Source organism: Pedococcus ginsenosidimutans (genome assembly GCF_039544395.1).
Taxonomy (GTDB): domain Bacteria; phylum Actinomycetota; class Actinomycetes; order Actinomycetales; family Dermatophilaceae; genus Pedococcus; species Pedococcus ginsenosidimutans.
This window is the reverse complement of sequence record NZ_BAABLO010000009.1, coordinates 27,554-39,868: the sequence shown is the minus strand read 5'-3', so window position 1 is coordinate 39,868 and position 12,315 is coordinate 27,554. Positions and strand designations below refer to the sequence as shown.

Sequence of the window (12,315 nt, the reverse complement as noted above, 5' to 3'; positions counted from 1 at the left end):
CGCCAGCCTAGGACGGGCGCCACATGCCGAGACGACGCGGTCACATCGTGGGCGCGCCCAGAAGGGCTCAGGTGCGGTTGGTGAAGACCACCGAGACGGTGCCGTCGGGCCACACCTCGAGGGCGTTGAGCGACCCCGGGGCCGCAGCGAGGCGCCACACGCGCTCGTGCGGGATGCCGAGGACCTCGGCCATCACGACCATGATCGGCTTGCGGTGGCACACCACGACGGTGGTCCCGCCGGCGACCACCACCCGCGCGTAGGCCGCGAGCACGCGCTCGGCGAGCTCGGCATGGGTCTCGCCGCCGGGGCGGGCGTATGTCGCGTCGTGGCGCAGGCGGGCCAGCTCCTCGGGCCGCTCGCGGGCCAGGTCGTGCACGCTGGCGCCGTCCCAGTCACCGAAGTCCTGCTCGTCCCAGGCAGCGTCGACGACCGGGGTGGCACCGATGGCCTTCGCCACCGCCGCACCCGTCTCGCGGGCCCGGGCTAGGGAGGAGGTGACCAGCCGTGCGTCGGCGCCACCGAGCAGGTGCGCGAGGGCCCGCCCCGCCGCGGTCGCCTGCTGCCGCCCGGTCGCGTTGAGGGACGGGTCGCTGCCCCCGCGGCCGTCGAGCCTGGCGGCGGTGGTGAAGTCGGTGACGCCGTGGCGCACGAGCACCACACGGGCCGTCGGTCCCTGTCCCGGCTCGGGCTGCACCACCGCGGGGGTCGGGTCGATGACCTCCTCGACGAGGGCACGGTCGCCGGCCGCCTGCTCGTCAGCCGCCTGCTCGTCGCCCGCACCCGGGGCGCCCGGGGCCAGGTCGTCGAGCATGCGGTCGATGGTCCGCCCGTCCATGCCGGCGTTGGACAGGGCGTCGGCGTCCTTGTTCTCGGCGCGCGGCACCCACCCGTACTCGACGGAGCCGCCCGCGCGCTTCAGGGCCGCTGCGATCTCCCGCGCCTCGAGCGCGAGCCGGCGCATGTCCTCGTGCTTGATCTTCCAGCGGCCCGCCATCTGCTCGACGACGAGCTTGGAGTCGAGCCGGGCCCGGACATCGGCTGCGGGGTCGATGCGCTGGGCAGCGCGCAGCCCCGCGATGAGGCCGGAGTACTCCGCGACGTTGTTGGACTCCTTGCCCAGCGGCGCGGCGCCCTCCCACAGCACCCGCCCGGTCGCGGCGTCACGGACGAGCGCGCCGTACCCGGCGACCCCGGGGTTGCCCCGGGAGCCGCCGTCGGCCTCGACGACGAGTGCGCGCCCCACCGGTCAGAGGCCGGACTCGGCGGTGCGGACCAGGATGCGGCGACACTCCTCGCAGCGCAGCACCTCGTCCTCCGCGGCGGCCTTGATGCGGTTCATCTCGACGTTGTTGAGCTCGAGCTGGCAACCACCGCAACGCCTCTGGCGCAGCGCGGCCGCACCGAGGCCGCCGGCCTGGGTGCGGATCTTCTCGTAGAGCGCGACGAGGTCGTCACCCACGCCGGCCACCGTGTCGGCGCGGGGCGCGGCGACCTTGGCCGCCTCGGCCTCGTACTCGCGCAGGGCGTCGTCCTGGGCGACGCGGGCCGCCTCGAGGTCGGTGGCGAGCGTCGCGTGCTCCGCCTCCAGGCGCGCCACCTCGGCGCCGGCAGCCTCGGCGCGCTCCATGATCTCGATCTCGACGTCCTCGAGCTCCGCCTGCCGGCGGCCGAGCGAGTCGAGCTCGTGCTGGAGGGCCTGCAGGTCCTTGGCGGAGCCGGTGCCGGCGTCGAGGCGCGAGCGGTTGCGGGCTGCGCGCTCACGGACGAGCTGCACGTCGGACTCGGCCTTGGAGACCTCGCGCTCGATGTCGCCGAGGGCGGTGCGGGCGCGCACGAGCTCGGAGTCGAGGGCGGCGGCGCGCTGCTCGAGCTCGGCGAGGCGGGTCCGCTGCGGCAGGTTCCTGGTGGCGTGGGCGATCTGGTCGAGACGCGTGTCGATCGCCTGCAGGTCGAGCAGCCTCCACTGGCGTGACGGGTCGGCTTTCAGGACGTACCTCCGGGCGGCTCGGCACCGACGACGAAGTCCCAGGGGTCGGTGCGCAGTGTGGAAATGTGGGTCTCCACCTTATGGTGCGCCTCACCGGTCCCCGCAAGCGCGTCCTCGAGCCGCTGGGCCGCCCCCTCCAGCCACAGGGACTCGGTCGCCCAGTGCCCGGCGTCGACGAGGTACGGCGTGCCCCCGCGGGCCTCCTCCCGCGCCTCCAGCACCGGGTGGTGACGCAGGTCCGCGGTGACGTAGACATCGGCCCCGGCCGCCCGCACGGCGTCGAAGAGGTCGTCGCCGGCCCCGCCCATGACGGCCACGCGGCGCACGGTGGCGCCGGCGTCCCCGGCGACACGCATACCCCCCGGGGACGGCGGCAGCGCGGCGTGCAGGGCGGTCGTGAACTCGGCGAGGGTGACCGGCTCCGGGAGGAGCCCGACCCGGCCCAGCGGCTGGCCCTCGACCACCGTCAGCGGCTCGACGTCGACGAGGCCGCAGGCCTGCGCCAGGGCGTCGTTGACGCCGGGCGAGGCGACGTCGGCGTTGGTGTGGGCGACGTAGAGCGCGATGTCGTGCACCACCAGGGCGGTGACGCTGGCGCCCTTGGCCGTCGACGTGGCGACGCTGTGGACGCCGCGCAGCAGCAGCGGGTGGTGGGTGACGACCAGGTCGGCGCCCAGGGCCCGGGCCTCCTCGATGACCGCGAGGGTGGGGTCGACGGCGAACAGCACCCGCTCGACGGGCTGCGTGAGGTCACCGGAGACCAGCCCGACCTGGTCCCAGGACTGGGCGGTCGAGGGCGGGTAGAGCCCCTCCAGGGCGCGGACGACGTCGGCGAGGGTGGGGTGCACGTGGGCCCGGCCGGGCTCGAACCGACGACACCCGCGGTGTAAACGCGGTGCTCTACCAACTGAGCTACAGGCCCTCGCACGACCACGGCGGGTTCGTGCGGCGTCATTGTTGCAGGTGGGGCACCGGTCCGGGGAATGTCCCCGCCGAGGCGGGCTACGGCGGCTGTCTCTTCCCAAACCGGCGGGTCGGGAGCAATATGCCCCGCACCTGGACTTCCACCGCAAGGAGTCCACTGCGCCCGCGGACCCGCACAGTCCGGGGCAGACCAGGAGGAAACATGACCCAACGCAGGATCACGGGGCGTTCGCTCCGGGCCGCGGCGGTCGTACCCACCGTCGCGCTCGTCGCCACCGGCCTCGCGGCCGTCGGGGCGTCGGGCTCGACGGTGGCTGCGCCCGCGCACTCGCCGGCCAGCGCACCGGTCGCCCACGGTGGCGACTACTACCTCAACACGGTCGCCCCACGGGCGGAGGCGGCCTTCGGCACCGACGTCCGGGCCGGTGGGGGTGCGACGGCCAAGGCCGGCGCCAAGGGCCGCGCCGAGGTGCTGGCCAGGGCCAAGGCGTACGACGCCAAGCACGCCAAGGGCAACCCCGTGGCCGCGCGCCAGCTGGCCAAGGCCGAGGCGGAGTCGATCCGCTCGGGCAAGAGCCCCAAGGCGATCAAGAACAAGTTCAAGCAGGCGAAGACGACGCAGCAGGCCAAGCTGCTCACGATCCTGGTCGAGTTCAACGAGTCCGCGAACGACGACTTCTCGGGCTCGATGGTGCCCGACGGCTTCGGCGCCGACACCTGCGTGCCCGGCACCGTGCAGAACGGCCCGACGCACAACCAGATCCCGAACCCCGCCGACTCCGAGCTGCTCGACAACAACTCGATGTGGGTCAAGGACTTCTCCTCACAGCACTACAACACGATGCTCTACACCAAGCAGGGCATCACCCAGCGCGTCCGCACCGACCTCAAGGGCCCCGACGGCAAGCCCGGCTTCGACATCTCGGGCTACACGATGCGCAACATGTACGAGGAGATGTCCAAGGGCGCCTACACCGTCACCGGGGCCGCGACCCCGTGGGTGACGGTGCCGCACTCCGAGGCCTACTACGGCGCGACCCGCTGCTTCCGCGACCCGGCGACGGGTGAGTGGACGTACGGCGCGATCCAGGACATGCAGGGCCACCCGAGCAACCCGCTCGGGGCCGGTCAGCTCCCCATCGACGCGGTGGCTGCCCTCGCGGCCGCGGACCCGAGCTTCCCGTGGGCGGACTACGACGTCGAGGACCAGGGCGACGTCGACGGCGACGGCAACGTCCTCGAGCCCGACGGCGTCATCGACCACGTCGTCCTCGTCCACGCCGGCGAGGACAAGTCCGGTGGTGGCGGCGCCGAGGGCCCCTACGCCATCTGGGCCCACTCGTCGGCGGTCGCCGGCGGCGCCCCGGTCCCCGGCACGAACCTGCGGCTGAGCAACTACATCGTCCAGCCCGAGGACTCCGGCGTCGGCGTCTTCGCCCACGAGTACGGGCACGACCTCGGCCTGCCGGACCTCTACGACACCGCCAGCGGTGGTGACTCCGACGTCGACTTCTGGGACCTGATGTCCTCCGGCTCGCACTCCGGGCCGATCTTCCAGTCGATCCCGACGCACATGGGCCTGTGGGACAAGTGGGTCCTCGGCTGGGCCGACCCGGTGGTCGTCAACCCCGGCGACAAGCCGCGCACGGTCGTCGTGGGCCAGACGAGCCGCACCCCCAAGGGCACGGCCGACGGCATCAAGGTCAACCTGCCGGACAAGACCCTGACGCTGGCGACGCCGCACAGCGGGTCGAACATGTGGTACTCCAGCGCCGACCAGTCGTGGGCGAAGAACACCCTCGCCCGTGACGTCACCGTCCCCGCCGGGGCCACCGACGCCCGGTTCTGGATGTGGGACGACTACTCCATCGAGGCCGACTGGGACTACGGGTTCGTCGAGGTGTCCACCGACGGCGGTACGACGTGGACCGAGCAGAAGGTCTTCGACGAGTCCGGCGCCGAGGTGTCCACCCCCGACGGGTACTCCGACCCCAACGGCCGCATGAAGGACTACGGCGGCAAGAAGTACGGCCTCACCGGCGCCACGGACGGCTGGGAGCACCACTGGGTCGACCTCGCCGGGTACGCCGGCAAGACGGTCAAGGTGCGCCTGCTGTACGCCACCGACGCCGGCTTCGAGGACAAGGGATGGTTCGTCGACGACCTCGCCGTCACCGCGGGTGGCTCCACGCTGTGGAGCGACGACGCCGAGGCGAACAACGGCTGGACGGCCACGGTGGGCACCTGGGTCGACACGACGGGCGCGGGCTGGGTGCTCGACACCGGCACCTCGAGCCAGGCGCAGTACTACCTCGTGGAGTGGCGCAACACCGACGGCTTCGACAAGGGCCTGAAGTACGCCTACGACACGACCTACCAGAAGCTGGGTGAGGGCGGCGCGTGGAAGGTGGAGAAGATCAGGTACAACGCCCCCGGCGCCCTGGTCTGGTACCGCGACACCTCCTACGGCAGCGCCAACCACGTCCTCAACAACCTCACGTCACTTCCCAGTGAGGGAGCCAAGGGCGGCCTGCTCATCGTGGACAGCCACTTCGACCCGTTGCGCCGCACCGGCGCCGCGGCAGCGCTGGACCCGACGACGCTGAAGAACCTGCCGTCGCGTCCGCAGTCGTCCAACGCGGCGTTCAACCTCGTCGGCTCGTACTCGTTCAAGGAGTGCCTGACCGACGACGCGATCACCGTCGAGAAGTGCAACACCCACCCGGCCCAGGGTGCGGTGACGACCTTCACCGACGACCGTGGCTGGTACCCCGGCTTCGAGCTCCGCGACGACGGCCGGCTCTTCTACCGCGACGCCGACGCCTCGACGGTGGTGCCCTCGCAGGGCAACGCCCCGTACAGCGTCCGCATCGTCGACCAGCGCGGGAAGCTCCTCCCCGAGCTGTTCGGTGAGGACGTCGGTGCGGCCACCCCGCTCGGTACCGGCAACCCGGCCGACGACGGCGTGGGCTACGGCACTGTCATCAAGGTCGCCAAGGCCCTGCAGGGGGACATGGCTGCGCAGATCCGGGTCACGGCTCCCACGCCGTAGCAGGACAGAGAGGACAGGGCCGGTGCACCGAACGGTGCACCGGCCCTGTCGCGTCGTGTCGCGTCGCGTCGTGACGCGTGGCTGGCGCGTCAGGCGGAGAGCTCCCGCAGCGCCTCGTGGTAGCCGGTGAAGTCGCGGCCCTGGCCGATCTCGTTGATGAGGGTCCAGCGCACGACGCCCTCACGGTCGAGCAGGAACGTGCCGCGCAGCGCGGCGCCCGCCTTGTCGTTGAGCACGCCGAAGGACTCGGCGACCGCCCCGTGGGGCCAGAAGTCCGACAGCAGGGGGAAGAAGTAGCCCTCCTTGTCGGCCCAGGCGCGCTGGCTGAACATGTGGTCGGTCGAGATCGCGAGGACCTGGACGTCGTCGGAGACGAAGGCCCCGAGGTTGTCGCGGATCTCGCAGAGCTCGCCCGTGCAGATGCCGGAGAAGGCGAAGGGGTAGAACACCACGACGACGTTCTTGGCACCCCTGAAGGACGACAGGGTGACGTCCTGGCCGTTCTGGTCCTTGAGCGTGAAGTCGGGCGCGACGTCCCCGACGGACAGCGGTGTGGTCATGGCCGGCAGTCTGCCAGCGAACTCAGCGACGCACCGACTTGGGGGCGACGAGGCGGGTGCCGGTCCAGTCGTCGCAGGCGTTGACGGTGCCCGAGGTGTGCAGGCCGGCGGTCGTGGCGGCTTCCTCGATGTCACTGGCCTGGACGTGGCCGGTGCGGCCGGCCTTGGGGGTCAGGACGACGATGAAGGCGCCCTCGGCGAGGTTGGTCAGGGCGTCGACGACGCCGTCGACGAGGTCACCATCGTCCTCGCGCCACCAGATGAGGACGGCGTCGGCGACGTCGCCGTAGTCCTCGTCCTCGAGCTCGGTGCCCGTGAGGTCCTCGATGGCGAAACGGAGGTCGTCGTCGACGTCCGTGTCGTAGCCGAACTCCTGGATCACCTGGCCTGCGGTGAACCCCAGACGGCCGGCCCCACTCTGCGGCGCCGTCTGTGCGGACGTGCTCACGTGCCTTCTCCGATTCTCGTGGTGGGTGTCGACCCGATGCCGACCGTGCTGCCCCACTGTGGCGCACAGTCCACTCTGTCCGGCCCGTTTGCGCAACCAGGTCGGCCGAATCGCCGCAGATCAGCCGCGATGTGGACGCTCCGCCAGACGGTCCCCGGGACCGTGGACGACGCCGCGGGCGTGGCGTGAGCGCACGTCCTGCTCGGTGAGGAGGCGCTCCGCGTCGCCGGTGTCGAGGTGGGCGACCAGCGGCTTGACCGGCCCCGGGGTCGAGACGAGGCGCACCGTGGCCACCCCGGCGGCCCGCTCGAGCGGCCCCTGGGTCACCGCGAGCGACTGGACCCGGGCGTGGGGCACGAACTGGGCGCTGCGGTAGAGCAGCCCACGGCGGGTGACCAGCAGCTCGGGCAGCACGGCATACCCGCGGCGCCGCCAGCTGAGCGGGTCGAGCAGGCGCGCACGCCGCGTGGCGGTGGTGAAGCCCTGCTCCGTCCCCTCCCCCGTGAGGGCCGCCACGGCCACGGAGGGCGCCGCGCCGGGCTGGACCAGGGCGAGCACGGCCAGGGCCTCGTCGAGGGTCCCCACGGGCAGCAGCACGGTGTCGGCCTCGTCGTCGCCGTGCCCGGCGCCGGCCACGTTGACCCGCAGCCGCCACCAGCCGGTCAGGCGCCACGGCAGCGACTGGCTGACCTCGACCGCCTGGATGCGGTGCAGCGGCACCGTGGTGGTGCGCAGGTCGGTCAGCCCGTGGCGCACCCGGAGCCTGTCGCCCTGGTGCAGCAGCTCGAAGTTGGTCTCGTGGGTGAGCCGCTTGGCCTGGGCGCCCCCGATCGCGAGCGCCGTCGGCCCCAGCCAGGCGAGCATGCCCGGGATGCCGCCGATGACCGAGCCGACGAGGGCGGGCACCGCCAGGACGAGCAGCGCGGACTGCCCGGTATAGAGGATCGACTGCACCACACGGCTGTTCGGCACCGAGACGACCCGGGCGCCGCCGGAGGGCATCACGTCCGTGGCGGGCCCGGCAGGGCCGGCCGGAAGACTGCCCTGCCACGTGGGGCCGGTCGGGGCATCCTCGCGGGCGGCCAGCGCCACCAGCTGCTCGCGCACCTCCTGGGCGCGTGCGTCGGAGAGGAAGGCCAGGGTGAGGTGCGAGTCGCGGCCGCCGGCCGAGCGCACGATGACCTCGGAAAGGCCCGTCAGCCGGGCCAGCAGCGGGCGGCCCACGTCGACGGCCTGGACGCGGTCGAAGCGCACCTGGCGGTGCTGCCGGAAGACGAAGCCGGTGCGCAGCTCGATGAGGTTGGCCGTCACGCGGTAGCGCGAGAACCGCCACGACAGCCAGGCCCCGCCGACGATGGCGAGCAGGACGACCAGCACACCCACCGCCGCCCACCCCAGGTGGCCACCGGTCGGGTCGTCGCCGGCCGCACCGACGAGCCGGTCCGCTTGCTGCGACACGACGTACGCCATCACCGCGACGAAGGCGAGACCGCCGCGCAGCACCGGGGACAGCGGGTGCAGGTGCTGCCAGTCGGGCGCCTCCCCCACCTCCGGTGCGGACCCGGACGCCCCCTCGGCGTGGTCCGACGCCTCGTACGGGGGGCCCACGGCTCCGTCCACCGTCCCGCTCACAGCCCCGCTCGCTGGGACTCACCGCGGGCGGCGAGCCGTTCGCGCAGGGCCTCGGCCTCGGCCGTGGGCAGCCCCGGGATGCGGCCGCCGCTCTCGGGCGACGCGGTGTGCAGCTCGACGGTCGCCATGCCGAGGCGGCGGGCGAGGGGGCCGGACTGCACGTCGACGTACTGCAGGCGGCCGTAGGGCACCGACACCATCGACCGGAACAACCGGCCGCGGCGCACCACCAGCTCCTCGGGTGCCTCGGCCCAGCTGATCGCGGTGACCTGGCGGGTGACCACCCAGGCGACCGTGCCGGCGGCGAGGACTACCACCCCGACGGCCACCCAGGCCCACGCCCACGCGAAGGCGGCCACCAGCAGCGAGATGACGAGCACCGGGACGACCACACCTGCGAGGACGGTCAGGCGGGCGGTGCGCAGGCGAGGCGAGACCGGTCGCCACGGCAGGCCCCCGTCACCGTGGAGGCGCACCACGACCGGCGCGTCGCCGGCAGCGGCCGGGCCGGGGTGGGGAGTCGAGTCGCTCACGGCTCCAACCTAGTAGCGGCGGGCGCCGGCGGCGGCGTCTTCGGCCGCACGTGGCGCGCGCAGCCGGCACAGCGTCGGCATAGTGTGCGGGTGTGGGAAGGGTGACGCAGCGGACTCCGGCGATCCGGCTCGAGGTGACCCCGGACGGCGTGGTGTCCCGCTCCCGGCCGGACACGGTCGCGGTCGAGGAGCCGCTGGAGATGCGCGTGGGCGGGACCTCCGTGTCGGTGACCATGCGCACGCCCGGCGACGACTTCGACCTCACCATCGGGCACCTGCTCACCGAGGGCGCCCTGCACGACGCCACCGACGTCGCCACACTCATGCACTGCCTGGACGAGGACGAGTCCGGCTCGCCCACCTACAACGTCGTCGACGTCACGCTGGCGCCCGGTGCGACGCTCGACCTGTCGCGCAGCGAGCGCCACGAGTACACCTCGAGCGCGTGCGGCGTGTGCGGGAAGACGAGCATCGAGGCCATCACCACCCGCCGGCCGTACGCCGTGGACCGCGACCCCGTGCGCCTGTCCCCCGCCGCCCTGGTGGCCATGCCCGACGAGCTGAGGACCCACCAGAAGGCCTTCGACCGGACCGGCGGCCTGCACGCCGCCGGGCTCTTCACCCCCGAGGGCAAGGCCCTGGTGGTGCGCGAGGACGTGGGCCGCCACAACGCGGTGGACAAGGTCGTCGGCTGGGCCGGGCGCGAGGGTCGCCTGCCGCTGGTGGGACACGTCCTCGTGGTGAGCGGCCGGGCCAGCTTCGAGCTCGTGCAGAAGGCAGTGATGGCGGGGATCCCCGCACTGGTCGCCGTGTCGGCGCCGTCGTCGCTGGCGGTCGGCCTGGCGCGCGAGGCGGGACTGACCCTCGTGGGCTTCGCCCGCGCACCCAGGATGACGGTCTACGCCGGCGAGCACCGCCTGGACCTCAGCCAGTAGGCGGCCTGGGCCCCTGCCGGCACCGTCCGACCCGGGTGACGTTCCCTCAGGCCATGGCCTTGGTGAGCTCGGAGGCCATGAGCTTCCAGAGGCTCTCGCTGTAGCCGTCGGTGAGGTGGTTGGAGTCGCGGTACATGATCAGGCCGGCGGGCGAGACGACCGGGCACGACTGCTGCGGGCAGATCACCGGCGTGAGGTCGATGGTCCGGAAGGCCTTGGGGGCGGCGGCCCTCTCGGCGGCGAGCAGAGCTCCGTCCTGGTGGGTCGTGGCCGTCCGGTCGAAGGCGCACCCGGCCGGCTCGTCGGTCCGAGAGAGGCAGGACGGGACGTCGTGCGGCGGCCGCGGGGTGTCAGTCATGACGACGACCCGCGGCGCGGCCTCGGCCAGCCGGGGGTAGGTGCGGGACGACCCCGCTGCCCAGAGGTCGGAGATCGTCTCCGGGGTCGCACGAGATCCGTCGGCCTGCAGGGCGATGTCCTTGTAGTCCTTCCACCGCCCGATGACGATGGCGTCGAGCCCGTCGATCTGGGCGACGCGGTCCATGACGTTGGCCCGCCACTGCTCGCAGGCGGTGTAGCGGCCCTTGGCCTGGACGTGGAAGATCGGGACGTCGGTCATCGTGCACGACGGCTTCGCGAAGTGGTAGACCGTCCAGCCCTTCTCCTTGGCGGCCCGGGCGAGCGCGGGCAGCCACTGCTGGGCGTGGGAGTCACCGAGGAGGGCGATCGTCCTCGTGCCCCCGTCGGCGGGGCCGATCCGGCAGTCCTGCGGCTCGGGCACGTCGGTGGTGGCGTAGCCGGTGTAGCAGGGCGTGCTGTCCTTCGGGCGGCTGGCGCGCGCCTCGGACGGCGTGCGCGGTCCCTTCACGTCGGTGCTGGCCTCGACGACCGCGGCCACGGGCTGCTCCCCCGCGAGCTTGGTGCTGACTGCCAGCCCGCACGCCGCGACGAGCGACGTGGCCACGAACACCCCGCCCCACTGGGCGGAACGGCGACGCGAGGCGGCGAGGAAGGGGGCTGCGCGCATCGGCTGCTCGACGAGGTAGTGGCTGGCCACCGCGAGGAGGAACGACACCACGAGCGCCGCGACGACCACGGCGGGACGGGCGTGCGCGGCGGTGGTCGCCGACCCGTCGGCTGCGTCCTCGGGCCAGCGGGCAGCGGCCAGGGTCAGGCAGGGCCAGTGCCAGAGGTACCAGGCGTAGGAGACCCGTCCGACGAAGCGCGGCCAGGGGTGGCTCAACAGCGCCGAGACGCCCCGGTCGCCGGCCTTGACGCCGCCCACGAGCAGCAGCACCGTCCCCAGCACGGGGACGGCGGCGGCGATCCCCGGGAACGGCGTCGCCTCGTCCATGAGCAGCATCGAGCCCACGACGAGGGCCGCCCCGAGCCAGGCAGCACCCGTGGCCGCCCGCCGGGTCAGCTCACCGAGTACCGGGCGCAGCAGGGCGAGCCCACCTCCGGCGGCGAGCTCCCAGGCCCGCGTGTGCAGGCCGTAGTAGGCCCCGGCCGCCCCCGAGCTGGTCTGCTGGACCGACAGCAGGAGCGAGACGACGAAGACCCCGCCGAGGACCCACACCATGCGGCGGAAGGCGACCGACCACGACCGCCGCGCCACCCCGGACATCCCGATGAGGGCGACGAGCAGCAGCGGCCAGACGACGTAGAACTGCTCCTCCACCCCCAGCGACCAGAAGTGCAGCACCGGCGACTTGTCGGTGTCGGCCATGTACTGCGTGGCCTCCAGGGCGAAGCGCCAGTTGGCCACCCCGAGGGCCGCCGCGGCCAGGTCGACGGCGACGCCGGCACGGTCGATCGCGGGCACGAGGACCTGGGTGGCGGCAGCGGTCGACGCGAGCACCAGGGCCGCGAGCGGCAGCAGCCGGCGCACGCGCCGCGCGTAGAAGTGCGTCAGCGAGATCCGGCCGGTGCGTGCCAGCTCGTCGACGAGCAGACCGGTGATGAGGAAGCCCGACAGCACGAAGAAGACGTCCACGCCGACGAAGCCGCCACTGAGGAAGCCCACCCCGGCGTGGAAGGCCACGACGGAGGTGACGGCGACAGCGCGCAGGCCCTCGATGTCGCCGCGGAAGCGGTCACGCCGCGCCCGTCGGGAGTCGGCGACGGGCGTGGTGGGGTTGACGAGGAGGGAGGCCATCGGGCCCAAGTCTCCCAACTCGGGCGCTGTGGGTGAAATCGGCGCGCGGGCCGCGGGAGCCGGTGCGGGCTCCGCATACTGGC

The 12,315-nt window shown here is 73.0% G+C and carries 10 protein-coding genes and 1 tRNA gene; 2 read left to right on the top strand and 9 right to left on the bottom strand.

Annotated elements, in window-relative coordinates; genetic code table 11:
- Positions 1-67: 67 nt before the first annotated feature.
- From ABEA42_RS10485 to ABEA42_RS10470, 4 genes are all read right to left on the bottom strand, one after another.
- On the bottom strand, positions 68-1,246 hold the full coding sequence (locus tag ABEA42_RS10485) for a bifunctional RNase H/acid phosphatase (protein WP_345503118.1): 1,179 nt from the start codon (positions 1,244-1,246) through the stop codon (positions 68-70).
- A gap of 3 nt (positions 1,247-1,249) precedes the next feature.
- A complete protein-coding gene (locus ABEA42_RS10480; protein ID WP_425572054.1) occupies positions 1,250-1,942 on the bottom strand; it encodes a zinc ribbon domain-containing protein in 693 nt (230 codons plus the stop codon).
- A gap of 44 nt (positions 1,943-1,986) precedes the next feature.
- Positions 1,987-2,838, bottom strand: a complete 852-nt coding sequence (locus ABEA42_RS10475; protein ID WP_345503113.1) for a Nif3-like dinuclear metal center hexameric protein — start codon at positions 2,836-2,838, stop codon at positions 1,987-1,989.
- Position 2,839: 1 nt separating this feature from the next.
- Positions 2,840-2,912: transfer RNA gene (locus ABEA42_RS10470), tRNA-Val, on the bottom strand.
- 204 nt (positions 2,913-3,116) lie between these two features.
- On the opposite strand from ABEA42_RS10470, the gene ABEA42_RS10465 reads away from it, so the two are divergent.
- Positions 3,117-5,966, top strand: coding sequence for an immune inhibitor A domain-containing protein (locus ABEA42_RS10465; protein WP_345503111.1), 2,850 nt, complete (start codon positions 3,117-3,119; stop codon positions 5,964-5,966).
- A gap of 89 nt (positions 5,967-6,055) precedes the next feature.
- Here the strand turns inward: ABEA42_RS10465 and ABEA42_RS10460 are convergent, their stop codons facing one another.
- From ABEA42_RS10460 to ABEA42_RS10445, 4 genes are all read right to left on the bottom strand, one after another.
- The gene (locus ABEA42_RS10460) at positions 6,056-6,526 is read right to left on the bottom strand and encodes a peroxiredoxin (RefSeq protein WP_345503109.1); all 471 of its coding nucleotides are present in this window, start codon (positions 6,524-6,526) and stop codon (positions 6,056-6,058) included.
- 22 nt (positions 6,527-6,548) lie between these two features.
- Positions 6,549-6,974 carry a DUF3052 domain-containing protein gene (locus ABEA42_RS10455; protein ID WP_345503107.1) on the bottom strand — a complete coding sequence of 142 codons (426 nt, stop codon included), beginning with the start codon at positions 6,972-6,974 and terminating at the stop codon, positions 6,549-6,551.
- Between the two features lie 120 nt (positions 6,975-7,094).
- Positions 7,095-8,582, bottom strand: coding sequence for a PH domain-containing protein (locus ABEA42_RS10450; protein ID WP_345503105.1), 1,488 nt, complete (start codon positions 8,580-8,582; stop codon positions 7,095-7,097).
- Between the two features lie 20 nt (positions 8,583-8,602).
- Entirely contained in the window at positions 8,603-9,139 is a 537-nt protein-coding gene (locus ABEA42_RS10445; RefSeq protein WP_345503102.1) for a PH domain-containing protein, read from the bottom strand.
- 92 nt (positions 9,140-9,231) lie between these two features.
- On the opposite strand from ABEA42_RS10445, the gene fdhD reads away from it, so the two are divergent.
- A complete protein-coding gene (fdhD, locus tag ABEA42_RS10440; RefSeq protein ID WP_345503100.1) occupies positions 9,232-10,074 on the top strand; it encodes a formate dehydrogenase accessory sulfurtransferase FdhD in 843 nt (280 codons plus the stop codon).
- Positions 10,075-10,120: 46 nt separating this feature from the next.
- Here fdhD and ABEA42_RS10435 read toward each other — a convergent pair whose 3' ends face one another.
- Positions 10,121-12,232, bottom strand: coding sequence for an acyltransferase family protein (locus tag ABEA42_RS10435; protein ID WP_345503098.1), 2,112 nt, complete (start codon positions 12,230-12,232; stop codon positions 10,121-10,123).
- Positions 12,233-12,315 lie beyond the last annotated feature (83 nt).

What these genes read in the sequence shown, in the direction of transcription:
- ABEA42_RS10465 (WP_345503111.1), top strand. Translation starts at nt 3,117, where the DNA reads ATGACCCAACGCAGGATCACGGGGCGTTCGCTCCGGGCCGCGGCGGTC.
- ABEA42_RS10460 (WP_345503109.1), bottom strand. Translation starts at nt 6,526, where the DNA reads ATGACCACACCGCTGTCCGTCGGGGACGTCGCGCCCGACTTCACGCTC.
- ABEA42_RS10435 (WP_345503098.1), bottom strand. Translation starts at nt 12,232, where the DNA reads ATGGCCTCCCTCCTCGTCAACCCCACCACGCCCGTCGCCGACTCCCGA.